General features: G+C 51.7%; 32 protein-coding genes. 2 read left to right on the top strand and 30 right to left on the bottom strand.

The window, feature by feature from the left end; genetic code table 11:
- The first annotated feature begins 191 nt into the window (after positions 1 to 191).
- The gene (hscA, locus tag J0X19_RS04450) at positions 192 to 2,051 is read left to right on the top strand and encodes a Fe-S protein assembly chaperone HscA (protein WP_206981656.1); all 1,860 of its coding nucleotides are present in this window, start codon (positions 192 to 194) and stop codon (positions 2,049 to 2,051) included.
- Positions 2,052 to 2,253: 202 nt separating this feature from the next.
- A complete protein-coding gene (locus tag J0X19_RS04445; protein WP_206981654.1) occupies positions 2,254 to 3,471 on the top strand; it encodes an anhydro-N-acetylmuramic acid kinase in 1,218 nt (405 codons plus the stop codon).
- Positions 3,472 to 3,538: 67 nt separating this feature from the next.
- Here the strand turns inward: J0X19_RS04445 and J0X19_RS04440 are convergent, their stop codons facing one another.
- The 30 genes from J0X19_RS04440 to rplB all read right to left on the bottom strand — a co-directional run bounded on the left by J0X19_RS04440 (position 3,539) and on the right by rplB (position 20,327).
- Entirely contained in the window at positions 3,539 to 3,979 is a 441-nt protein-coding gene (locus J0X19_RS04440; protein WP_206981652.1) for a hypothetical protein, read from the bottom strand.
- A gap of 297 nt (positions 3,980 to 4,276) precedes the next feature.
- Positions 4,277 to 4,426: a hypothetical protein gene (locus tag J0X19_RS04435; protein WP_206981650.1), complete on the bottom strand. Its 150-nt coding sequence runs from the start codon at positions 4,424 to 4,426 to the stop codon at positions 4,277 to 4,279.
- Positions 4,427 to 4,665: 239 nt separating this feature from the next.
- Entirely contained in the window at positions 4,666 to 4,986 is a 321-nt protein-coding gene (locus J0X19_RS04430; RefSeq protein ID WP_242581967.1) for an FtsB family cell division protein, read from the bottom strand.
- A gap of 162 nt (positions 4,987 to 5,148) precedes the next feature.
- Entirely contained in the window at positions 5,149 to 6,420 is a 1,272-nt protein-coding gene (gene eno / locus J0X19_RS04425; protein ID WP_206981649.1) for a phosphopyruvate hydratase, read from the bottom strand.
- A gap of 224 nt (positions 6,421 to 6,644) precedes the next feature.
- On the bottom strand, positions 6,645 to 7,250 hold the full coding sequence (gene rplQ, locus J0X19_RS04420) for a 50S ribosomal protein L17 (protein WP_206981646.1): 606 nt from the start codon (positions 7,248 to 7,250) through the stop codon (positions 6,645 to 6,647).
- Between the two features lie 178 nt (positions 7,251 to 7,428).
- A complete protein-coding gene (locus J0X19_RS04415) occupies positions 7,429 to 8,418 on the bottom strand; it encodes a DNA-directed RNA polymerase subunit alpha (protein WP_026879784.1) in 990 nt (329 codons plus the stop codon).
- A 144-nt stretch (positions 8,419 to 8,562) separates the two neighbouring features.
- Positions 8,563 to 9,168, bottom strand: a complete 606-nt coding sequence (gene rpsD / locus J0X19_RS04410; RefSeq protein WP_206981644.1) for a 30S ribosomal protein S4 — start codon at positions 9,166 to 9,168, stop codon at positions 8,563 to 8,565.
- Positions 9,169 to 9,298: 130 nt separating this feature from the next.
- Entirely contained in the window at positions 9,299 to 9,691 is a 393-nt protein-coding gene (gene rpsK, locus J0X19_RS04405) for a 30S ribosomal protein S11 (protein ID WP_022822149.1), read from the bottom strand.
- A 79-nt stretch (positions 9,692 to 9,770) separates the two neighbouring features.
- On the bottom strand, positions 9,771 to 10,148 hold the full coding sequence (gene rpsM / locus J0X19_RS04400; RefSeq protein WP_022822148.1) for a 30S ribosomal protein S13: 378 nt from the start codon (positions 10,146 to 10,148) through the stop codon (positions 9,771 to 9,773).
- Between the two features lie 26 nt (positions 10,149 to 10,174).
- On the bottom strand, positions 10,175 to 10,291 hold the full coding sequence (rpmJ, locus tag J0X19_RS04395) for a 50S ribosomal protein L36 (RefSeq protein WP_044003233.1): 117 nt from the start codon (positions 10,289 to 10,291) through the stop codon (positions 10,175 to 10,177).
- A gap of 9 nt (positions 10,292 to 10,300) precedes the next feature.
- Positions 10,301 to 10,519 carry a translation initiation factor IF-1 gene (gene infA / locus J0X19_RS04390; RefSeq protein WP_022822146.1) on the bottom strand — a complete coding sequence of 73 codons (219 nt, stop codon included), beginning with the start codon at positions 10,517 to 10,519 and terminating at the stop codon, positions 10,301 to 10,303.
- Between the two features lie 4 nt (positions 10,520 to 10,523).
- The gene (gene map, locus J0X19_RS04385) at positions 10,524 to 11,294 is read right to left on the bottom strand and encodes a type I methionyl aminopeptidase (RefSeq protein ID WP_206981636.1); all 771 of its coding nucleotides are present in this window, start codon (positions 11,292 to 11,294) and stop codon (positions 10,524 to 10,526) included.
- Positions 11,295 to 11,300: 6 nt separating this feature from the next.
- Positions 11,301 to 12,620, bottom strand: coding sequence for a preprotein translocase subunit SecY (gene secY / locus J0X19_RS04380; protein WP_206981634.1), 1,320 nt, complete (start codon positions 12,618 to 12,620; stop codon positions 11,301 to 11,303).
- Positions 12,621 to 12,633: 13 nt separating this feature from the next.
- The gene (rplO, locus tag J0X19_RS04375) at positions 12,634 to 13,080 is read right to left on the bottom strand and encodes a 50S ribosomal protein L15 (protein WP_206981632.1); all 447 of its coding nucleotides are present in this window, start codon (positions 13,078 to 13,080) and stop codon (positions 12,634 to 12,636) included.
- 12 nt (positions 13,081 to 13,092) lie between these two features.
- Positions 13,093 to 13,272: a 50S ribosomal protein L30 gene (gene rpmD, locus J0X19_RS04370; RefSeq protein ID WP_206981630.1), complete on the bottom strand. Its 180-nt coding sequence runs from the start codon at positions 13,270 to 13,272 to the stop codon at positions 13,093 to 13,095.
- A gap of 6 nt (positions 13,273 to 13,278) precedes the next feature.
- Positions 13,279 to 13,887: a 30S ribosomal protein S5 gene (gene rpsE / locus J0X19_RS04365; protein ID WP_022822141.1), complete on the bottom strand. Its 609-nt coding sequence runs from the start codon at positions 13,885 to 13,887 to the stop codon at positions 13,279 to 13,281.
- A 6-nt stretch (positions 13,888 to 13,893) separates the two neighbouring features.
- On the bottom strand, positions 13,894 to 14,244 hold the full coding sequence (gene rplR, locus J0X19_RS04360; RefSeq protein ID WP_022822140.1) for a 50S ribosomal protein L18: 351 nt from the start codon (positions 14,242 to 14,244) through the stop codon (positions 13,894 to 13,896).
- Between the two features lie 9 nt (positions 14,245 to 14,253).
- Positions 14,254 to 14,808, bottom strand: coding sequence for a 50S ribosomal protein L6 (gene rplF, locus J0X19_RS04355; protein WP_206981622.1), 555 nt, complete (start codon positions 14,806 to 14,808; stop codon positions 14,254 to 14,256).
- Between the two features lie 16 nt (positions 14,809 to 14,824).
- Positions 14,825 to 15,223, bottom strand: coding sequence for a 30S ribosomal protein S8 (gene rpsH, locus J0X19_RS04350; RefSeq protein ID WP_206981980.1), 399 nt, complete (start codon positions 15,221 to 15,223; stop codon positions 14,825 to 14,827).
- A 195-nt stretch (positions 15,224 to 15,418) separates the two neighbouring features.
- Entirely contained in the window at positions 15,419 to 15,688 is a 270-nt protein-coding gene (gene rpsN, locus J0X19_RS04345; RefSeq protein ID WP_022822137.1) for a 30S ribosomal protein S14, read from the bottom strand.
- Positions 15,688 to 16,245, bottom strand: a complete 558-nt coding sequence (gene rplE, locus J0X19_RS04340) for a 50S ribosomal protein L5 (protein ID WP_206981619.1) — start codon at positions 16,243 to 16,245, stop codon at positions 15,688 to 15,690. Before rplE ends, rpsN begins: the two co-directional genes overlap by 1 nt.
- A 15-nt stretch (positions 16,246 to 16,260) precedes the next feature.
- Positions 16,261 to 16,527: a 50S ribosomal protein L24 gene (rplX, locus tag J0X19_RS04335; protein WP_022822135.1), complete on the bottom strand. Its 267-nt coding sequence runs from the start codon at positions 16,525 to 16,527 to the stop codon at positions 16,261 to 16,263.
- Positions 16,528 to 16,530: 3 nt separating this feature from the next.
- On the bottom strand, positions 16,531 to 16,899 hold the full coding sequence (gene rplN / locus J0X19_RS04330) for a 50S ribosomal protein L14 (protein WP_022822134.1): 369 nt from the start codon (positions 16,897 to 16,899) through the stop codon (positions 16,531 to 16,533).
- 1 nt (position 16,900) lies between these two features.
- Complete coding sequence (gene rpsQ / locus J0X19_RS04325; RefSeq protein WP_206981617.1) at positions 16,901 to 17,191, bottom strand: 30S ribosomal protein S17; 291 nt, start codon at positions 17,189 to 17,191, stop codon at positions 16,901 to 16,903.
- A gap of 2 nt (positions 17,192 to 17,193) precedes the next feature.
- Positions 17,194 to 17,406, bottom strand: a complete 213-nt coding sequence (rpmC, locus tag J0X19_RS04320) for a 50S ribosomal protein L29 (protein ID WP_206981609.1) — start codon at positions 17,404 to 17,406, stop codon at positions 17,194 to 17,196.
- Between the two features lies 1 nt (position 17,407).
- Complete coding sequence (gene rplP / locus J0X19_RS04315) at positions 17,408 to 17,833, bottom strand: 50S ribosomal protein L16 (RefSeq protein ID WP_022822131.1); 426 nt, start codon at positions 17,831 to 17,833, stop codon at positions 17,408 to 17,410.
- A 37-nt stretch (positions 17,834 to 17,870) separates the two neighbouring features.
- Entirely contained in the window at positions 17,871 to 18,743 is an 873-nt protein-coding gene (gene rpsC / locus J0X19_RS04310; protein ID WP_206981608.1) for a 30S ribosomal protein S3, read from the bottom strand.
- 5 nt (positions 18,744 to 18,748) lie between these two features.
- Positions 18,749 to 19,216, bottom strand: coding sequence for a 50S ribosomal protein L22 (gene rplV / locus J0X19_RS04305; RefSeq protein WP_022822129.1), 468 nt, complete (start codon positions 19,214 to 19,216; stop codon positions 18,749 to 18,751).
- 1 nt (position 19,217) lies between these two features.
- On the bottom strand, positions 19,218 to 19,496 hold the full coding sequence (rpsS, locus tag J0X19_RS04300; protein WP_022822128.1) for a 30S ribosomal protein S19: 279 nt from the start codon (positions 19,494 to 19,496) through the stop codon (positions 19,218 to 19,220).
- 3 nt (positions 19,497 to 19,499) lie between these two features.
- Positions 19,500 to 20,327, bottom strand: a complete 828-nt coding sequence (rplB, locus tag J0X19_RS04295) for a 50S ribosomal protein L2 (RefSeq protein ID WP_022822127.1) — start codon at positions 20,325 to 20,327, stop codon at positions 19,500 to 19,502.
- Positions 20,328 to 20,335 lie beyond the last annotated feature (8 nt).

Here is a 20,335-nt window from a genome sequence, read left to right as displayed (position 1 = left end):
AGGGTGTGCTTTCCCCGAATTATGAACGATATTTCAGAAGCATATTGGATAGGTGCTATAGAGATTGGCGCAAAGGCCTCTACCGGCAATTCTTCGTTATTTTTGCGTTTGCGCTGCACCTTACCGGTCACATCCCCGTAGGGTTTTTACAGCGCCCATTTTGCACGCTCCGGCGCTCCGCTCAACTACGCATGGCTAAAGTCGCAATCAACCTCTCCACCGGGAGTATTCAGCAGGAAGAAATCATCGTGGGTATCGATTTGGGCACGACCAATTCGTTGGTAGCCTACATTCATCCGGACACCCGGCAGCCGCACGCCATCAACGACCTCGACCGGGGCACCATCGTGCCATCGGTGGTGCATTTTCCGCAGGGCGGCGAGACGCCCATCGTGGGTACCGATGCCAAGGCGTATTTGCTCACGGACCCGCAGAACACGATTTACTCGGTGAAGCGTCTTCTGGGCAAAAGCTACAAAGACCTCGGCAACCATGCTTCCGACCTGGGCTACAAGGTGATTGATGATAACTCGGAGGGCCTGGTGAAAATCCGGGTCGGCGAGAAGTTCTACTCCCCTATCGAGCTGTCGGCCGAGATACTAAAGGAGTTGCGCGCCCGCGCCGAGCACGCCCTCAAAACGCCCGTCAACAAAGCCGTTATTACGGTGCCCGCCTACTTCAACGACTCCCAGCGCCAAGCCACCCGCGACGCCGGCCGCTTGGCGGGACTGGAAGTGCTGCGTATTGTGAACGAACCCACGGCGGCGGCCCTGGCCTACGGCATTGGGTTGAGCCCCGACGAGGAAAAAACCGTAGCCGTGTATGACCTGGGCGGTGGCACCTTTGATGTAAGCATTCTGCGCATTCAGCAGGGCATTTTCGAGGTACTCAGCACCAACGGCGACACCTACCTGGGTGGCGACGACCTGGACCGCGCCATCTACGACTACTGGGCGGGCGAGTATCAGCTGTCGGCCGTTCTCTATCAGAATCCATCGAGGCAGCAAGAGTTGCGCTTGCTGGCCGAGGAAGCCAAGAAGCAGCTCAGCCAACAGGATGCGCTGGAATTTGATTTCCACGGCACGCTGCTCCCCCTCAGCAAAGCGAAGTTCAACGAGCTGGTTGGCCCGCTGGTAGAGCGCACCATTGTAAGCTGCCGCCAAGCCTTAGCCGATGCCAAGCTCACGCCAGATGATCTGGATGCTGTGTTGCTGGTAGGTGGCTCCACCCGCGTACCGCTGGTGTATGATTCGGTATCCGCATTTTTCCAGCAGCCCGCCAACAGCTCGCTCAACCCCGACGAAGTAGTGGCCCTAGGCGCTGCCATTCAGGCCGACATATTGGGGGGCAACCGCCGCGACGTGCTGCTGCTCGACGTGACGCCGCTCACGCTGGGTATCGAAACGCTGGGTGGCCTCATGGACCCCATTATTGCCCGCAACTCCAAGATTCCAACCAAAGCCGGCCGCCAGTACACCACCAGCGTAGATGGGCAAGTGAACCTGAAAATATCGGTGTACCAAGGCGAGCGGGATTTGGTGAGCGAGAACCGCAAGCTGGCCGAATTCGATTTGCGCGGTATTCCGGCCATGCCCGCCGGCTTACCCAAGGTAGATGTGAACTTTATTCTGAACGCCGACGGCATCCTGAAAGTGGAAGCCATTGAGCTGCGCTCCGGTACCAGCCAAGCCGTGGAAATCAAGCCGCAGTACGGCCTCACCGACGACCAGGTGGAGAAGATGCTGATGGACTCGCTCACGTTTGCCCGCGAGGACGTGGCCGCCCGCATGGTGATTGAGGCCCGTACCGTAGCCGAGCAGATGCTCTACCAAGTGGAACGGTTCGTGGAAAAAAACCACCAGCACCTCACGGAGGATGAAATCACGCTAACAGCCGCTGCCACCCAAAACCTGCGCGAAGCCCTCGAAACCAAAGACAAGGATACCATCCTGAAAGCCGTGGATGAGCTGGAAGCCCTCACCAGCCCCTACGCCGAGCGGGTGATGAACATTTCCATCAAGCAGGCTATGGCCGGCAAGAAGATTGAGTAAAGCAGCTACCAGGCTGTTTCACACGAAATAATTTCTGCTCTTGAAAACGCCCGGCTAAGCGGTTAGCTGGGCGTTTTGCTATCTATGCATTCCGTAATGCGGCCTGGAAGCAGCGTAGGGCCATCTTACAGCAATAAAGAGTACATAATTTGTTTCACTGTCTTTCGGCTTGCCTGCATCAGTAGTAAACGGCACAAAACCAATGAACAAGCATCTGGCTCGCCTACACTTCCTCGCTCAGCAGCCCAGCCGGCGCATCATAGGTTTGATGTCGGGCACTTCGCTCGATGGGCTGGATGTGGCGCTGTGTAAGCTGGAAGGCCACGGGCTGGCGACCAAGCTCACGCTGGAGCACTTTGCCACCGTGCCGTACACCGATGACGTGCGCCACCGGATTCGGGAGGTGTTTGCGGGCGGCCCCAACGGGCAAGTGGATTTGGAGTACCTCACGCTGCTGAATCCGTGGCTGGGGTTGCTGCACGCCGATATGGTGCTGGCGTGCCTGCGTGAGTGGCAGATACCCGCCACTGAGGTAGACTTGCTGGCGAGCCACGGCCAAACCGTGTACCACGCCCCCCAACATCAGCACCAACGCCCCGATTTTCCCCTCAACGCCACCCTGCAACTCGGCGACGGTGACCATGTAGCCGTACGCACCGGCATCATCACGCTGAGCGACTTTCGCCAAAAGCACATTGCCGCCGGCGGCGAAGGGGCCCCCCTAGCTGCCTACGGCGACTATTTGCTGCTCAGCAGCCCCAAGGAAGAGCGCCTGCTCCTGAACCTGGGCGGCATTGCCAACTTCACCTACCTTCCACGCATCGGGCAAGATACCAGCACCGCCTTCAGCACCGATACCGGCCCCGGTAATACCCTACTCGATGCCACCGTGCGCGCGCACCGCCCCAGCCTGGCGTACGACGAAGACGGGAAGCTGGCAGCGGCCGGCCAAGTACATACCGGATTGCTGCAGGCTTTGCTCGCCCATCCGTTCTTCACGGCTGCACCACCCAAAACCACCGGCCCCGAACTCTTCCATGCAGAGTATTTGCGGCAAGCTCAAATGCAGAGCGGCACAGAGCAGCTTGGGCTGCAAGATTTGTTGGCTACCCTTACCGAGTTAAGCGCCGCTAGCGTTGCCCAAGCTGTAACGCAGGCATTCGGCCGCCACCCCAGCTTAACGGTGTACGCCAGTGGCGGTGGGGCCCACAACCCCAGCCTACAGGCCGCGTTGCAACGGTATCTTCCCTACTGCCGCCTTTCCACCACCGAGCAGCTCGGCATTCTGCCCGATGCCAAAGAAGCCGTTTTGTTTGCCGTGCTGGCTAATGAGGCCGTAGCTGGCGAGCCGCTATCCATTGGGGCAGGTCGCCAGCGGGTACCAGCCGTTACGATGGGTAAGATTTCGTTGCCAGGGTAAACCGTTGCTGCTCCACCAATACTAAAAGTCCCATCCTGAAAACAAGGCGGGACTTTTCTACCGAAGCTTATTTAGTTGGCGGGCCTGCTACACGCAGGGGTATTAGTGCAAAGCTCAGTATCTGCCGGGCCGTAGAATCCCGGAACGTAACATCCAGTTGTACCTCGGGTCGGGCCGCCAGCGTATCAGCCTTAAACGTAAAGGCTACAAACGACTGGGTTGCCTGCTGGTCGCGGAGCCGGAACCCCAGCTTATACAAATCAATAGTTGGCCCGAAATGCTGGCCTTGCTGGTACAGTGGCATAGCCGCTGCCCGAAACTGGGTTGGCGCAAGGGCCCTGCCTACCTCGGGTGCCAACATACCATGCGCCGCCTGAAACTCACCGTGCAGCACCGCCAACAGAAACCGCCGCGCCACCTGAATCTGGGTGGGTGGTGGTACGGCGGCCGGCGTAGTGGCTCCCAACGGCAAGCTCAAGGCCAGTACCACCACAAGCACCTGGCACACAGTAGCTGCGCGTAAACCAACTAAACAGCGTATTATCCTCATGAGCAGGGCGAGTAGACACTGTGTAACTTAAGCAACTGGCCCTCGGTTCCTTGAACGCAAATCGGCAGTAAACAGCCGGTTCCATAATACCCAGCCACCTACCGCCGATACCTAGCCGAACAGCCAGTTGATGCTCAGTTCCAGACTCCGCCATTCGATAATGATACGCCGCGTGGCATTCAGGCCAGCGCCGGTTAGGCGCAGCATGTGCACGCCGGAACTCAACGCCTTGGTATCGAACGTAACGGGAGCTATTCAGCCCGTGAGGCTTACTTGCTCACGCGCTACTTGCCGGCCCAAGCCATCATATAGGTTCAGATCGGCTTTTTTGTAGTTACCCACGCCCGTTAGCGGCCCCGTGAGAAGCTTTCCAATTACCGCTGGGTTAGGATATACGCTCAGCATAAAACCCGCTGGTTACTCTTCGCGGGTGCTTTGCACAGTGAGTGCCCGAGTACACCGAAATACCGCCGAAACGGGAGCTATAGTTGTTGCCCGGCATACTACCACCCAGTGTGCTACCAAACAACACACCATTAATACTCAATGCATTACCAGTAGAAAAGCCAGTCCCTGCGTTTCCATTCGGAGCGTAAGGGCTGGCTTAGGCTATGTGTAGTTCGTTGGTTCTAGAACGCGAAGTATTAATTGCTTTCCTGGTTAGGCACCAGAATAAATACGTCTTCACCGGGGCGTTTCATAATATATTTTTCGCGAGCAAATTTTTCCAGCAGTTCTGGGCTGCTTAATAACTCGCTACGCTCCTTCTTTACTGTTTCAATATTATCCAAATAATACTTCCGCTCAGCTTGCAATTCGTGCAGCTTGGCATACATATCATATTGCTTCACAAAATCATTGGCGTCGAACACTAGCATCCACACCAGAAACCCGACCCCCACATAAAAGTAGAAGCTGCGCAGGAAAGCGGGAATACTTGTTGGAATAGCGGTGAAAGACATCATTCAAATATAAAAGCATTTACTACAAAGCTACAAAGGAAGTATCCTTTCTCGGATCAAACGGAGCCGACCTGGTCCTCTGTTACAAACAAAAAAGGCTCTATTGCCTCATTCAGCAACAGAGCCTTCTCCAACTAAAACCCGAGCTTACGCTGAGGCTTCGTATTACATCTTGCGGCCAGGAAAATAAGCCACTTCACCTAGTTCCTCCTCAATGCGGAGCAGTTGGTTGTACTTAGCCATCCGGTCGGAGCGCGAAGCCGAACCCGTCTTAATCTGGCCAGTGTTCAGCGCTACTGCCAAGTCGGCAATGGTATTGTCCTCGGTTTCGCCCGAGCGGTGGCTCATGATGCTCTTATAGCCGTTGCGGCGGCCCAGGTTCACGGCATCGATGGTTTCGGTGAGCGTACCAATCTGGTTTACCTTGATGAGAATAGCATTGGCAATCTTCTCATCTATACCCCGCTGCAAGCGGTTCACGTTGGTTACAAACAAATCGTCACCTACCAACTGTGTAGTAGAGCCGATGCTTTCGGTCAGCGCTTTCCAGCCGGTCCAGTCGTCCTCGTCCATACCGTCCTCAATGCTGATAATCGGGTACTTCTTGGTCCAGTCGGTCCAGTACGATACCATCTCCGAAGAAGTCAGTTTGTCGCCGGTGCTTTTCTTGAAGTGGTAGTGCCCATCTTCGTAAAATTCAGATACCGCCGCATCCATGGCAATCATCACGTCGTCGCCGGGTTTGTAGCCAGCCACTTCAATGGCTTGCAATACAATCTTGATGGCGTCTTCATTGGATTTAATGTTAGGCGCAAAGCCACCTTCGTCGCCTACGTTGGTGCTGAAACCTTGCTTTTTGAGCACGTTCTTGAGGTGGTGAAAAATCTCAGTACCCCAACGCAGTGCTTCCGAAAACGAAGAGGCACCAACCGGCATAATCATGAACTCCTGGAAGTCGATGGAATTGTCGGCGTGCGAACCACCGTTTAGGATATTCATCATTGGTACGGGCAACGTAGTAGCCCCTACCCCACCTACGTAGCGGTAAAGCGGCATACCGGCTTCTTGCGCTGCTGCCCGGGCAATAGCCAACGAAGCACCTAATATGGCATTGGCGCCTAGTTTCGCCTTGTTCGGAGTGCCATCTAGCTCCAGCATAATCTTATCGAGCAGGCCTTGCTCGAATACAGAAAAGCCGATTAGCTCCTCGGCAATCTGGCTGTTCACGTTCTCAACGGCTTTGAGCACGCCTTTGCCCATGTACATGCTTTTATCGTCGTCGCGCAGTTCTACGGCCTCGTGCTTGCCGGTGCTGGCACCCGAAGGCACAGCCGCCCGGCCCACGGTACCGCTGTCAGTGGTTACGTCCACTTCAACGGTTGGATTGCCGCGTGAATCAAAAATCTGACGGGCATGAATGGCAGTGATGATGCTCATGATAGAAGAAAGTGAGGTTGGAAAAGTTGGTACTCGCACATCGAGTCGTTCAGAAGGCTCGACAAAGACACGTCGTTTGTGGCAACAAGGTAAGAATTTCAGAAAATAGCCTACTCTGTTTCGCAGCCTTTACCTTAATCCTGTAATATGCCATTCAAGAACCAAACAAAAAGGGACGTACCAATCGGCACGTCCCTTTTCATCTTTCTATTTTTTCGCTAAGACTACGAAGCAGACTCCTCGTCTTTCTTCTCGTCGCGCGTTTCACCTTCTTTCAACGTGTCCGTTGGGGTATCTTCCGGAGCCGATACCTCTGTGGTAGGTGCAGCTGCAACTGGAGCGTCAGCTACAACTTCAGCTGAAGATTCGCCTTCACCAGCCGTAGCAGTAATAGATTTCTTCTTGCCACGCGAACGACGAGTGGTTGTGGTTTTGGCTTCACCAGCTGTTTTGGCTTCCAGCAACGTTTCGTTGTAGTCAACCAATTCAATAATGCACATGTCGGCGTTGTCACCGAGGCGGCTCTGGCTTAGCTTGATAATACGGGTGTATCCACCAGGACGATTAGCAATTTTAGCTGCTACGTCGCCGAACAGTTCTTTCAGAGTCTCTTTGTTTTCCAGTACCGAGAACACCGTACGACGTGAGTGAGTCGTATCATTCTTCGACTTGGTGAGCAGAGGTTCTACAAACTGACGTAGGGCTTTAGCTTTAGCAACCGTCGTAGTTACACGCTTATGCATGATCAAAGACGAAGCCATGTTAGCCAACATAGCATTGCGGTGCGAGGCCGTGCGGCCGAGGTGGTTGATAGTTTTACCGTGACGCATAAAAAGGAAAAAAGCGTGGGCTTGCGAACGACGACCACGGCGGAAAGCAGGCTGGGTTAAGCTGCCTTCTCATTAGAACCGCCGCCCCTTGGGCTCACTAATGAAAAAAATGAATGGGCAAAAAAAGGTGCTCATCCCATAGGCGAAAGCCTTGCTAGGAAGAGCACCTTAAATATTTCTATTCTTCGTCGAGCTTGTATTTGCTCAAATCCATGCCGAAGTTCAGGCCTTTTTCCTCCACGAGGTTTTCCAGCTCAGTCAGCGACTTCTTACCGAAGTTGCGGAACTTCATCATGTCTGACATATCCAACTGCACCAAATCACCGAGAGTTTTGATATCAGCGGCTTTGAGACAGTTGTAAGCGCGCACGCTGAGGTCCATATCTGCCAATGGCGTCTTCAGAACCTTACGCATGTGCAGGGTTTCTTCATCCACAGTCTCTTCTTCTTCAGCCTTAGCCGTTTCGAAGGTCATGGTGCTGTCCGAGAACAGCATGAAGTGTTGAATAAGGATGTTGGCAGCACCTTTCAGTGCTTCCTCTGGGTGAATGGAGCCGTCCGTGTGAATCTCGATGAGGAGCTTCTCATAGTCGGTTTTTTGTTCTACCCGAGTGTTTTCGATGCTGTACTTCACGTTTTTAATTGGCGTGAAGATGGCGTCAATTGCAATCTGACCAAATACTTGGTCGGCTGGCTTGTTTTCTTCAGCAGGCACGTAACCACGACCTTTCTGAATCGAGAATTCAAATTCTAATTCTACCGAAGGATCAACATGGCAGATAATGAGGTCCGTGTTTAGGACCTCAAATCCATTGGTAAATTTGTTGATATCACCAGCAGTGAATGTCTCTTGGCCTTTGATGCGAACAGTGATTTTATCCTCTATTGCATCACTAACCTTCTTGAAGCGCACTTGCTTCAGGTTGAGGATGATTTCGGACATGTCCTCAATCACCCCCTCAATGGTCATGAACTCGTGCAGAACGCTGCTGGTGCGAACCGACGTGATGGCGTAGCCCTCCAGCGACGACAACAGGATACGGCGTAATGCGTTGCCGATCGTGACGCCGTAGCCTTTCTCCAGCGGTTTAAATTCAAACGTTCCGTAGAAGTCGTCGGATTTCTCCATTACTACCTTCTCCGGCATTTGAAAAGCTAAGATTGACATAAGTTGGGGCGGTTTTAGTATTGAGTAATGGGTATTGAGTATAGAAGCCTATAGAAGTGCCTCAGTACCCACTACCCAATACTTGAATCCATTTAAAGAAAGTCGAAGCAAGAAACTGACCTGCGTGAACAGGCCAGCTTTTGATTACTTCGAGTACAACTCGACGATAAGCTGCTCCGTGATTTTCTCCGGAATCAACTCACGCGAAGGAGCGCTGATGAACTTACCAGCCATTTCCTTGCCGTCCCATTCCAACCACGAGAAAGCACGAGCGTTACGAGCACTTAGGCTAGTAGTAATTGCCTCCAGTGATTTTGACTTTTCACGTACTGCTACAACATCACCAGCACGGAGCTTGTAAGAAGCAATATTTACGATTTCGCCGTTAACAGTAACGTGTTTGTGCAACACTAGCTGACGGGCAGCCCGACGCGTCGTAGCAATGCCCAAACGGTATACGGTGTTATCAAGGCGAGACTCCAACAAAGCCAACAGGTTGTCACCGGTGATACCGGGCATCGTGGCTGCTTTATGGAACAGGTTCTCGAACTGCTTCTCAAGCACACCGTACATATATTTAACTTTCTGCTTCTCCATCAGCTGGACAGCATACTCGCTTTGCTTTTTGCGACGACCACGGCCATGCTGGCCAGGAGGATACGCTTTTTTGGTGAGTGCCTTGCTTGGGCCAAAGATTGGCTCACCAAAGCGACGGGCAATCTTGGTTTTTGGACCGGTATAACGTGCCATTTCGGGGTTGTTGAGTTTTGAGGGGGTTGAACTGCGCGTGTCGGGCTTCTCAGATACGCCTTACTATAGAGAAAGGGCGCACCAGAAACCCGACACCGGAGGTAAGCACTGGGCTTACCAGTTCAGATAATTATACGCGACGACGTTTGGGAGGACGGCAGCCATTGTGGGGCAGCGGCGTCACGTCCTTGATGGTCGTTACCTCAATACCCACGTTACCCAGCGTACGGATAGCCGACTCACGGCCAGCACCCGGACCTTTAACAAACACTTCGGCTTTGCGCATGCCCAAGTCGTGAGCTACTTTACCACAATCGGTAGCAGCCATCTGAGCAGCGTAAGGCGTGTTCTTCTTAGAGCCACGGAAGCCCATTTTACCAGCAGAAGCCCAAGAAATAACTTGGCCATTATTGTTGGTAATGGAAATGATGATGTTGTTGAACGAAGCCTTGATGTGTACTTGGCCTACTGGCTCAACAACGACAACGCGCTTCTTGGCTTTGTCTTTTCTCTTTTGTGCCATTTGGTTATCGCGAAAATACGCGGAAGGTGTTGACCCCTACCTTAACTATGTCAATGCAGAAGTCGATTTCCGCTACAGTTTATTTAGTAGCTTTTTTCTTGCCAGCAACGGTCTTGCGCTTGCCCTTACGGGTACGCGAGTTGTTCTTGGTACGCTGACCACGAACAGGCAGACCTTTGCGGTGACGCAGACCGCGGTAGCAACCGATGTCCATCAGGCGCTTAATGTTTAACTGCACTTCTGAGCGCAGTACACCTTCGGTCTTAAACTCAGCAGCAATTACGCCGCGGATTTCACCAGCCTCTGCTTCAGTCCAATCTTTCACCTTCTTGTTCAGGTCAACACCTGCTTTGGTAAGGATCTGCTGGGCAGAAGGACGGCCGATGCCGAAAATGTAGGTCAGCGCGATTTCACCGCGCTTGTTATCTGGGATATCTACCCCTGCAATACGAGCCATGTGCTTTATTAAAAAGTCTGGTGCTACTACCCTTGACGCTGCTTATAGCGCGGGTTCTTTTTGTTGATGACGTAGAGTTTGCCTTTGCGGCGGATGATTTTACAATCAACGCTACGCTTCTTGACGGACGTTTTGACTTTCATGTCGTCGGTTTATTTGTAACGGTACACAATTCGTCCCTTCGACAGATCGTAGGGTGACATTTCCAGTTTTACCTTATCTCCCGGCAAAATCTTAATGTAGTGCATCCGCATCTTACCCGAGATATGGGCAATCAGTTGGTGACCATTTTCCAGTTCCACTCGAAACATGGCGTTGGAAAGGGCTTCCAGGATGACTCCGTCTTGCTCAATGGAAGTTTGTTTTGCCATAAGGCTACTGTAAGGCTTTTTCTATGTATTCGAAAGAGGTAAGAATCTCCGCTTTGTCTTTTCGTATGACTACGGTATGCTCAAAGTGCGCTGATGGTTTGTAGTCTTTGGTCCGAATGGTCCAGCCATCCTTTTCCTGTACTACATCCTTTTTTCCTAAATTCACCATCGGCTCAATGGCAAGAACTAACCCGGTTTGCAGTTTTAGCCCCGAACCACGTTTACCGTAATTCGGCACTTCAGGCCGCTCATGCAGTTTCTTACCAATCCCGTGGCCGACAAGTTCCCTAACTACTCCATAACCTTGTTTTTCAACATGATTTTGGATGGCATAGCTAACATCACCCATTCGGTTACCAGCCACTGCCTGTTCGATACCGAGATATAGCGACTTTTTAGTTTCATCTAGAAGCTGAAGCACTTCTGGTGACACTTCCCCGACTGGGTAAGTGTAAGCACTGTCTGAATGATACCCGTTTAAAAGCACGCCGCAGTCAACCGAAATAATATCACCGTTTTTAAGTGTATGGTCGCCTGGAAATCCATGAACCACAACAGCGTTAGGTGAGATACAGAGACTATACGGAAAATCGTTGTAGCCTTTGAAAGAAGGTTGACCGCCATGATCCCGAATGAATTCTTCAGCGCGCTGATCTAGCTCTCGCGTTGTAATTCCTTCTCTGATCATGCCCGCGACTTCCCCGTGAGCTTGAGCTAATACTTTCGCACTAGCCCGGATAAGTTCTATCTCTTCTTCAGTCTTGTAAACAATCATGACTGATTAGGAAGCCATTGCTATGTTCTGCGAACGGCCACGCAACTTGCCCGTTTTCATCATACCATCATAATGGCGCATCAACAAATAGCTTTCTACTTGATTGAGAGTATCCAATACCACACCCACCATTATGATGAGCGAAGTACCACCATAGAAGGCTGAGAAAGGACGAGTCACGCCAGCTAATAGAGCAAGCGAGGGGAAAATAGCTATCAAAGCTAGGGCAACAGCACCAGGCAGAGTAATATGAGTAAGCACTTCATCAATATATTCTGAAGTGTCACGTCCTGGCTTAACACCGGGAACAAAACCACCGCTCCGCTTCAAGTCATCAGCAATCTGGTTAGGATTGACACTGATAGCCGTATAGAAGTACGTGAAGACAATGATAAGTGTGGCAAAAACCAAGTTGTACTGCCACGAAGTGTAGTCCGAAAACTTCACACCAATATAGCTTGCAGTCTCGCTATCATTTTGCCAAACAGAAGCTAAAATAGCTGGTACAAACATCAACGACTGAGCGAAGATAATTGGCATTACACCAGCAGCATTAACCTTCATCGGGATAAACTGACGCTGTGCGTTTAGCTGAGCAGTACTCCCTACTTGCTTTGCATACTGTACTGGAATTCGGCGTACAGCTTGCGTCAGCACAATAACTGCCATTACTACTAAAAACAAGACAACTAGTTCAATTAAGAAAATTAATGAACCGCGCATGCCTTTAGCAGCCGCTTCACCAATAATGGCACCTGGCAGACGGGATACAATTCCGATCATTATGATCATAGAAATGCCGTTGCCAATGCCTTTATCAGTAATCTTTTCACCTAACCACATACAAAACAGCGTACCAGCACTGATAATCAACATCGTAGTGATGGTGAAAAATGTGCCGGGGCTGATGATAGCGTCAGCATTAATGGTAGCAATGAATCCTACCGACTGCGCCATCACAATAGGGATGGTGAGAATACGTGTATACTGATTGATCTTCTTTCTGCCTGACTCTCCCTCTTTTTGAAGCTTCTGGAAATATGGCACAGCTATCGTAAGCAGTTGCAATACAATAGAAGCCGAGATGTAAGGCATAATACCCAAGGCAAAGATGGAAGCATTGCTGAATGCACCGCCAAGCAGAGTATCCAGGATACCAAACACCCCTGACGCACCACCCGTCTTCAGACGAGTTGCATCAACGCCCGGTAGTACCACGAAAGAACCTAACCGGTATATGGCAATGAAGAAAAGCGTATTGAAGATCCGCATACGCAGATCTTCAATCGCAAAAATGTTCTTAATCGTAGTGATGAACTTGTTCATTGCCAATCTTGCTTTACAGCGTCACAGCTTTACCCCCTGCTTTCTCAATAGCTTCAACAGCAGATTTTGAGAAAGCATGAGCGTGAACTTCCAAAGCTTTGGTGATTTCACCGCGGCCTAGTACTTTGATCTTGGCACTCTTCGAAGCTAGTCCTGCTGACACAAAGAAAGCGCTGTCAAGCGTGGTAACAGTACCGTTTTCAGTTAACCCAGCCAACACGTCTAAGTTAACTGCCTTGTATTCGATCCGGTTAATATTTTTGAAACCGAATTTAGGCACACGGCGCTGCAACGGCATCTGGCCACCTTCGAAGCCTGACTTTTTAGAATAGCCCGAACGGGACTTTTGGCCTTTGTGACCGCGCGTCGAAGTGCCGCCACGGCCGGAACCCGTTCCGCGGCCAAGGCGCTTGTTGTTGCGCGTTGAGCCTTCGGCAGGTTGGAGATTGCTGAGATTCATGGTCGGGATATCCTAAAGTGCGGTTACTTCCAACAAGTGCTGCACTGCAGCTATCATTCCAGCTACCTGAGGAGTGTATTCTACCTCTTTGGTGCTGCCAATTTTGCCAAGACCTAAGGCCTTAACTGTGCGCTTCTGACGCTCTGGGCGGTCAATAACGCTTTTGACGAGTTTAATTTGAATCTGCGCCATTGCTTATTAACCGTTAAAAACTTGGGCGAGAGTGATGCCGCGAGCCTGAGCAATTTGCATTGGGTCCCGCATTTTCAGCAAAGCATCAAAAGTAGCCTTAACCACGTTATGTGGGTTTGAAGATCCTTTAGACTTTGCCAGTACATCCTTGATACCAGCGCTTTCAAATACTGCACGCATAGCACCACCCGCAATTACTCCAGTACCAGCAGCTGCTGGCTGTACCAGCACGAAGCCACCAGAATATTTGCCTTCCATTACGTGAGGCACAGTGTGCTTGTAAAGAGGAACGCGCACGAGGTTTTTCTTTGCGTCGTCAATGCCTTTAGCAATGGCGTCGGTTACTTCGTTTGCTTTACCGAGGCCGTAACCTACGGTTCCGTTACCGTCACCTACTACTACGATGGCCGAGAAGCTGAAGCGACGACCGCCTTTCACTACTTTAGCTACGCGGTTGATAGCAACTACTTTCTCTTTCAAATCCGAGTCACCAGTACGCGACTGTTCGGCGTTACGGTCATTGCCGCGACGGTCATTGCCACCACCACGACGGTCATTGCCACCGCCACGGTTGTCGGCGTTGCCACCACGAGGGCCGTTGTTAAATTCTGCCATGATGATTTAGAAATTGAGGCCGCCTTCGCGGGCTCCTTCTGCCAATGATTTTACGCGGCCGTGGTAGAGATAACCGGAACGGTCAAATACCACTTTCGAAATTCCTTTTCCTGTAGCACGGGCGGCAATTTCTCTGCCGACTGCGGCAGCGAGGGCGACTCCGTTGCCCCCTTCCACCGAAACGTGCTTCGAGGAAGCAGACGCCAACGTATGACCGGTAGTGTCGTCGATAATCTGAGCATAAATGCCCGTGTTGCTACGAAACACCGATAAGCGTGGACGCTCGGACGTGCCAGCCACCTTAGTGCGGATGATGCGCTGGATCCGTTTTCTTCTAGTTGCTTTATCGAAAGCCATGATGTGTTATTATTTCGAAGCCGTTTTACCAGCCTTACGACGAATCTGCTCACCCACGAAGCGCACACCTTTGCCTTTGTAAGGCTCCACTTTGCGCAACGAACGAATCTTAGCGGCCACCTGGCCGAGCAGTTGCTTATCGATGCTACTCAAAGTAACGATGGGGTTTTTACCTTTCTCAGTTACTGCAGTAGCAGTGACCTCCTTTGGCAACGCCAAGAAGATGTTGTGTGAGTAACCTAGAGAAAGTTCGAGCGTAGTACCAGCCATTGCAGCTTTGTAACCTACACCTACTAATTCCAGTTTGTGCTCGTAGCCAGTGCTAACTCCTTGAATGGAATTATTTAGTAGCGAACGATAGAGACCGTGCATCGCCTTGTGGCGCTTCTGCTCGGTAGGACGTTCAACTACCAACTGACCATCGGCTTGCGTAACCGTAATGTCGCGGTCAACCGGAACCGACAGAGTACCCTTAGGACCCTTTACAGTTACTTCGTTTTCTTTGCTCACTTCAACCTGAACACCGGAGGGCAGGCTGATGGGCAGTTTACCAATGCGTGACATATCTAGTTCTTGTCGATTAGTAAACGTAGCACAGCACTTCGCCGCCCACGTTCTCGGCTTTAGCTTCTTTTTCCGTCATCACCCCTTTCGAAGTAGAGAGGATAGCAATACCCAGACCGCTCAGTACGCGGGGCATGTTGTCAACGGCTGCATAAGTACGCAAACCAGGTGAACTGACACGCTCCAACTTCGTAATGGCAGGCTGCTTTGTAGCAGGGTTGTACTTCAGCGCGATTTTGATCGTGCCTTGTACTGCAGCATCATCAAAACGGTAGCTCTGAATGTAGCCCTTTTTGTAGAGCACCTTCGTAATTTCCTTCTTGATGTTGCTGGCCGGAATCTCTACTACCCGGTGATTTGCCTTGATGGCATTGCGCACCCGGGTCAGGTAATCGGCAATTGGATCTGTGTTCATTTTGGGGTAAAAAAAGAGGCGCCCTTTTTTAGGGAGCCGCAAAGATATGAAAATTTCACTGCCGCCGAAAGACGGCAGTGAAATTTTCGTTTAAGACTTCTTGGCTCGTCTTTGCGGGAACGGCCAATGGTTTCTCTCGGCAACCTGCCAAGTATAATTGCTTTTAGCAAAAGCTAAGAAGCAATAGGTAACAAATTACCAGCTGGACTTTGTTACACCGGGTATCTTACCTGCCAGCGCCATTTCGCGGAAGCGTACACGGCTAATGCCAAACTTACGCATGTAACCACGAGGACGGCCGTCGATCAGGTCGCGGTTGTGCAGACGCACAGGCGAAGAGTCACGGGGCAACTTGTCTAAACCTTCGTAGTCACCAGCGGCCTTCAGCGCCTTGCGCTTTTCGGCGTAGCGGGCAACCAGAGCGATGCGCTTGCGCGCTCTTGCTTTTGCTGATTCCTTAGCCATTAGTCGTTTTGTTTCTTGGCGTTAGCGAAAGGCATACCGAAAGCTTTAAGAAGCTCATAGCTCTGCTCGTCGTTTTCGGCGCTCGTTACGAAGGTAATATCCATACCCGAAATCGATTTGATTTTGTCAATCGAAATTTCAGGGAAGATGATTTGCTCTTTTACGCCCAAGGTATAGTTACCCCGACCGTCGAAGCCTTTGTCGTTGATGCCTTTGAAGTCACGTACACGGGGCAGAGCAACCGTCAACAGGCGGTCCATGAACTCATACATCCGCTCACCACGCAACGTCACGCGGGCACCAATCGGCATTCCTTCGCGCAGTTTGAAGTTCGAAACCGAACGCTTTGCAATGGTTGGAACAGCTTTCTGACCAGTGATGGTTGATAGCTCTTCTACACCGTTATCCACCAGCTTCTTGTCAGCTACAGCAGCACCAATACCGCGGTTAATGCAGATCTTGGTGATGCGTGGTACCTGCATAATGCTCTTGAACTGGAATTTCTCCTGGAGCGCCGGTATTACTTCCTTTTGATATTTCTCTTTGAGTCGTGCCATTGTCGTAGTACCGAATTAGGCTTTGGGAGCTTCCACGGCCTTCACGTTGCTCACGTGAATACCAGCTTCGATCTTGGTGATGCCGCCCTGAGGATTCTTTGCACTTGGTTTGTTGTGCTTAGTTACTAGGTTCAGGCCTTCTACGATAACACGCTCCGTGGTGCGGTTCACCGACTTGATAACGCCGGTTTTGCCTTTTTCATCACCAGCAATAACCAAAACGGTATCACCAGTTTTCACGTGCAGTTTCGCAGGCTTTTTGTCTTTGGTCTTCGTTGCCATTGCTTAGAGAACTTCAGGAGCGAGCGAAACAATCTTCATAAACTGCTTTTCACGCAGTTCGCGGGCTACTGGGCCGAAGATGCGGGTACCGCGGGGCTCATCGTTGTTGTTGAGCAGTACCGCAGCGTTGTCGTCGAAACGAATGTAAGAGCCGTCTTTACGACGAATCTCTTTCTTCGTGCGAACTACAACTGCTTTTGATACAGTGCCTTTTTTAGCGTTACCAGAAGGAATAGCCGATTTGATTGCAACTACAATCTTGTCGCCTACGCTGGCGTATTTCTTGCCCGTGCCACCGAGGACACGAATGCAGAGAACTTCTTTGGCGCCGCTGTTATCAGCGACGGTCAGACGGGATTCTTGCTGTATCATCTTACTTGGCGCGTTCTACAATTTCAACCAATCTCCAGCGCTTGTTCTTGCTCAATGGGCGAGTGCCCATAATGCGAACTGTGTCGCCTTCGCCACATTCGTTATTTTCGTCGTGAGCCATGAACTTGGTCGACTTGGTAACGAACTTACCGTAGATCGGGTGTTTCATTTTGCTCTCCACCATCACGGTGATGGACTTATCCATCTTGGCGGAGGTAACGCGCCCGATGATTTCTTTGCGCAGATTCCGCTCAACGGCGGATGTTGCCTGCTGCTCTTCGTTGCTTGCCATCGTTAGTTAGCAGTTTTATTAGCCTGCTCGTTCTTCCGACGGGTCTGCTCAGTCAGCAAACGGGCGACGTTCTTGCGGCTAGTTTTCAAACGACCTGGGTTTTCCAATGGAGAAATGGCGTGCGCGAAACGCAACGACTGGCCATTGGCTTTTTCGGTCTTAATTTGTTCGTTCAGGGCCTCATCCGAGAGAGCCAGGATTTCAGTGTTCTTCATCTTACTTGCTTTCTACGTAGTCGCGACGAACAACAAACTGAGTCCGAACTGGCAACTTCTGAGCAGCCAGACGGAGCGACTCCTGAGCCACTTCCAGCGATACGCCGTCCGATTCAAACATAATGGTACCAGGCTTCACGCAGGCTACCCAATATTCGGGCGAACCTTTACCCTTACCCATCCGCACTTCAGCAGGCTTCTTGGTAATGGGCTTGTCTGGGAAAATACGGATCCATACTTGCCCTTCACGTTTCATAGCGCGGGTCATGGCGATACGAGCAGCCTCAATCTGGCGAGCCGTAATCCAAGCCACTTCCAACGATTTGATAGCGAAGGAACCGAAGTCTATGGAGCTGCCGCGGAAGGCGAGACCTGTCACGCGACCCTTTTGCATCTTGCGATACTTGGTCCTTTTCGGTTGTAACATGAGTTATTAAAATTGAAATTCAGAAGAAGGAAAAGGACTAGCGACGTGGAGCACCGCCACCACGGTTGCCACCACCAGCAGGACCGTTACGACGTGGGCCAGCATTGCCACCGCGGTTATCACCAGCGCCGCCGCGGTTATCACCGCCACGGTCGCCACCCCGGTCACGACGTGGGCCACGGTCGCCGCCACGGTCACCACGCTCACCGCGTGGGCCACGGTCGTTGCCACCGCGCGTCTCGTTGCCTTGGTTGGCAGGAACCTGATTTGGGGAGAGGTCGGGCTTGCCGAACACTTCTCCACGCATCACCCATACCTTGATGCCGATCTTGCCATATACGGTCTGAGCTTCCGACAAAGCGTAGTCGATGTCAGCGCGCAGCGTGTGCAGCGGCGTACGACCTTCCTTGTACTGCTCGGAACGGGCAATTTCAGCACCACCCAAACGGCCACCACACTGGATCTTGATGCCTTCGGCACCAACACGCATTGCAGCTTGGATGGACATCTTCATGGCACGACGGAACGAGATACGAGCCTGCAACTGCTGAGCAATGCTCTCACCTACCAGTTTGGCATCGAGTTCCGGACGCTTAATTTCGAAGATGTTGATCTGAACGTCTTTGCTGGTAATCTGCTTTAGTTCGTCCTTGATCTTGTCAACTTCAGCGCCACCCTTGCCGATTACTACACCCGGACGAGCCGTGTTGATGGTAATGGTGATGCGCTTGAGTGTACGCTCGATAACGATGCGGCTAATGCCACCTTTCGGGATACGAGCGAGGATATATTTGCGGATTTTTTCGTCCTCAACCAGCTTGTCGGCAAAGTCCTTGCCGCCGTACCAGTTCGAGTCCCATCCTTTGATGACGCCTAGACGGAAGCCAACCGGATTTACTTTCTGTCCCATAGTGCTTATGCGGAGGCTTGAGCCGTAGTTTCAGTGGATTTCTTGGCTGAGCTACGACGAGTTTTCGTGGCTTTGCCTTCAGTAGTTGTAGCAGCAACAGCTTCAATAGCTGCTTTGCTCCCGATGCGCTCAACTTTTGCGTCAATTACCAGAGTGACGTGGTTGCTACGCTTGCGGATGCGGTGACCACGACCCTGAGGAGCAGGACGCAGACGCTTCAACTGACGTCCTTCGTCCACGAAAATCTCCTTGATATAGAGGTTGGCATCCTCGATGCGCTCGTCTTCGTTTTTCTGCTGCCAGTTAGCCAAAGCCGAAAGCAACAGTTTCTCGATACGCTCTGCACCTGAATTGGCTTCGAATTTCAGCAAGCCCAAGGCGCGGGTCACTTTCTGACCACGTACCATGTCGGCTACCAAGCGCATTTTGCGCGGCGAGGTAGGAACATTACTTAGTTTAGCTCTTGCTTCCATCTTAGCGTTTGCCTTTATCTTTCTTGGCTACGTGGCCACGGAAGTTGCGCGTTGGTGCGAACTCGCCGAGCTTATGACCGACCATGTTTTCGGTCACGTATACCGGGATGAATTTATTGCCATTGTGCACCGCGAAGGTGTGGCTAACGAAGTCTGGAGAAATCATCGAGCGGCGCGACCAAGTCTTGATGACTGCCTTTTTGCCCGATTCTTCCATCGTCGTTACTTTTTTCTCGAGCCGGAAGTCAATGTACGGCCCTTTTTTTAGTGAACGTGCCATTGGTTATTTCTTGCCTTTGCGATTAACGATGAGCTGCTCTGAGTACTTGTTCTTGTTGCGGGTCTTCTGACCTTTAGCAAAGATGCCGTTACGGCTACGTGGGTGACCACCCGACGATTTACCTTCACCACCACCCATTGGGTGGTCAACAGGGTTCATTGCAACACCACGAACGCGCGGACGACGACCCAACCAACGGTTACGACCGGCTTTGCCGAGACGTACGTTCATGTGGTCACCATTCGATACGGTACCAACGGTTGCCATGCAGGTTACGAGAACCATGCGCATCTCACCGGAAGGCAGTTTCAGAGTGGCGTATTTGTCTTCACGGGCTACGAGCTGGGCGTACGTGCCAGCCGAGCGGGCCATTGCTGCACCGGCACCGGGCATCAGCTCGATGTTGTGAACAATAGTACCCAGTGGGATTTCGCGGAGCGGCAATGCGTTGCCTACTTCCGGCGCAACACCAGAACCCGATACAACCGTGCGGCCTACTTCAACGCCAGCGGGCGCAATGATATAGCGCTTTTCGCCATCGGCGTACTGAAGCAAGGCGATACGAGCCGTGCGGTTTGGATCGTACTCGATGGTCTTCACCGTGGCAGGCACGCTAGCCTTGTCACGCTTGAAGTCTACGATACGATACTTGGCTTTGTGTCCACCGCCGATGTAGCGGTTAGACATTTTACCAGAGTTGTTGCGGCCACCGGAGTTTTTCATGGGTGCCAACAGCGACTTCTCTGGCGTCGACGTCGTGATTTCGTCGAACGTCGGGGCGATACGGAAGCGCTGACCCGGTGATGTTGGTCTTAGTTGTTTGAGTGCCATTACTCTTG

The organism is Hymenobacter telluris, assembly GCF_017313265.1.
Classification (GTDB): Bacteria; Bacteroidota; Bacteroidia; order Cytophagales; family Hymenobacteraceae; genus Hymenobacter; species Hymenobacter telluris.
This window is presented reverse-complemented; position numbering and strand designations above follow the sequence as displayed.

Excerpts from the sequence above, each read along its gene's own strand:
- secY (WP_206981634.1), bottom strand. The coding sequence starts at position 12,620 with ATGAACAAGTTCATCACTACGATTAAGAACATTTTTGCGATTGAAGAT.
- rplB (WP_022822127.1), bottom strand. The coding sequence starts at position 20,327 with ATGGCACTCAAACAACTAAGACCAACATCACCGGGTCAGCGCTTCCGT.
- rplN (WP_022822134.1), bottom strand. The coding sequence starts at position 16,899 with ATGATACAGCAAGAATCCCGTCTGACCGTCGCTGATAACAGCGGCGCC.
- J0X19_RS04430 (WP_242581967.1), bottom strand. The coding sequence starts at position 4,986 with ATGATGTCTTTCACCGCTATTCCAACAAGTATTCCCGCTTTCCTGCGC.
- rpsS (WP_022822128.1), bottom strand. The coding sequence starts at position 19,496 with ATGGCACGTTCACTAAAAAAAGGGCCGTACATTGACTTCCGGCTCGAG.
- rpsH (WP_206981980.1), bottom strand. The coding sequence starts at position 15,223 with ATGAACACAGATCCAATTGCCGATTACCTGACCCGGGTGCGCAATGCC.
- rplX (WP_022822135.1), bottom strand. The coding sequence starts at position 16,527 with ATGGCAACGAAGACCAAAGACAAAAAGCCTGCGAAACTGCACGTGAAA.
- J0X19_RS04445 (WP_206981654.1), top strand. The coding sequence starts at position 2,254 with ATGAACAAGCATCTGGCTCGCCTACACTTCCTCGCTCAGCAGCCCAGC.
- rpsQ (WP_206981617.1), bottom strand. The coding sequence starts at position 17,191 with ATGGCAAGCAACGAAGAGCAGCAGGCAACATCCGCCGTTGAGCGGAAT.
- infA (WP_022822146.1), bottom strand. The coding sequence starts at position 10,519 with ATGGCAAAACAAACTTCCATTGAGCAAGACGGAGTCATCCTGGAAGCC.
- eno (WP_206981649.1), bottom strand. The coding sequence starts at position 6,420 with ATGAGCATCATCACTGCCATTCATGCCCGTCAGATTTTTGATTCACGC.
- rplQ (WP_206981646.1), bottom strand. The coding sequence starts at position 7,250 with ATGCGTCACGGTAAAACTATCAACCACCTCGGCCGCACGGCCTCGCAC.
- J0X19_RS04415 (WP_026879784.1), bottom strand. The coding sequence starts at position 8,418 with ATGTCAATCTTAGCTTTTCAAATGCCGGAGAAGGTAGTAATGGAGAAA.
- rpsK (WP_022822149.1), bottom strand. The coding sequence starts at position 9,691 with ATGGCACAAAAGAGAAAAGACAAAGCCAAGAAGCGCGTTGTCGTTGTT.
- rpsE (WP_022822141.1), bottom strand. The coding sequence starts at position 13,887 with ATGGCAGAATTTAACAACGGCCCTCGTGGTGGCAACGCCGACAACCGT.
- rplR (WP_022822140.1), bottom strand. The coding sequence starts at position 14,244 with ATGGCTTTCGATAAAGCAACTAGAAGAAAACGGATCCAGCGCATCATC.
- rpmC (WP_206981609.1), bottom strand. The coding sequence starts at position 17,406 with ATGAAGAACACTGAAATCCTGGCTCTCTCGGATGAGGCCCTGAACGAA.
- rpsM (WP_022822148.1), bottom strand. The coding sequence starts at position 10,148 with ATGGCTCGTATTGCAGGGGTAGATATCCCAGATAACAAGCGCGGTGAA.
- rpsD (WP_206981644.1), bottom strand. The coding sequence starts at position 9,168 with ATGGCACGTTATACCGGTCCAAAAACCAAGATTGCCCGTCGCTTTGGT.
- J0X19_RS04435 (WP_206981650.1), bottom strand. The coding sequence starts at position 4,426 with ATGCTGAGCGTATATCCTAACCCAGCGGTAATTGGAAAGCTTCTCACG.
- rplE (WP_206981619.1), bottom strand. The coding sequence starts at position 16,245 with ATGGCACGACTCAAAGAGAAATATCAAAAGGAAGTAATACCGGCGCTC.
- rpsN (WP_022822137.1), bottom strand. The coding sequence starts at position 15,688 with ATGGCTAAGGAATCAGCAAAAGCAAGAGCGCGCAAGCGCATCGCTCTG.
- hscA (WP_206981656.1), top strand. The coding sequence starts at position 192 with ATGGCTAAAGTCGCAATCAACCTCTCCACCGGGAGTATTCAGCAGGAA.
- rplP (WP_022822131.1), bottom strand. The coding sequence starts at position 17,833 with ATGTTACAACCGAAAAGGACCAAGTATCGCAAGATGCAAAAGGGTCGC.
- rpsC (WP_206981608.1), bottom strand. The coding sequence starts at position 18,743 with ATGGGACAGAAAGTAAATCCGGTTGGCTTCCGTCTAGGCGTCATCAAA.
- rplO (WP_206981632.1), bottom strand. The coding sequence starts at position 13,080 with ATGAATCTCAGCAATCTCCAACCTGCCGAAGGCTCAACGCGCAACAAC.
- rplV (WP_022822129.1), bottom strand. The coding sequence starts at position 19,216 with ATGGAAGCAAGAGCTAAACTAAGTAATGTTCCTACCTCGCCGCGCAAA.
- rpmJ (WP_044003233.1), bottom strand. The coding sequence starts at position 10,291 with ATGAAAGTCAAAACGTCCGTCAAGAAGCGTAGCGTTGATTGTAAAATC.
- map (WP_206981636.1), bottom strand. The coding sequence starts at position 11,294 with ATGATTGTTTACAAGACTGAAGAAGAGATAGAACTTATCCGGGCTAGT.
- rplF (WP_206981622.1), bottom strand. The coding sequence starts at position 14,808 with ATGTCACGCATTGGTAAACTGCCCATCAGCCTGCCCTCCGGTGTTCAG.
- rpmD (WP_206981630.1), bottom strand. The coding sequence starts at position 13,272 with ATGGCGCAGATTCAAATTAAACTCGTCAAAAGCGTTATTGACCGCCCA.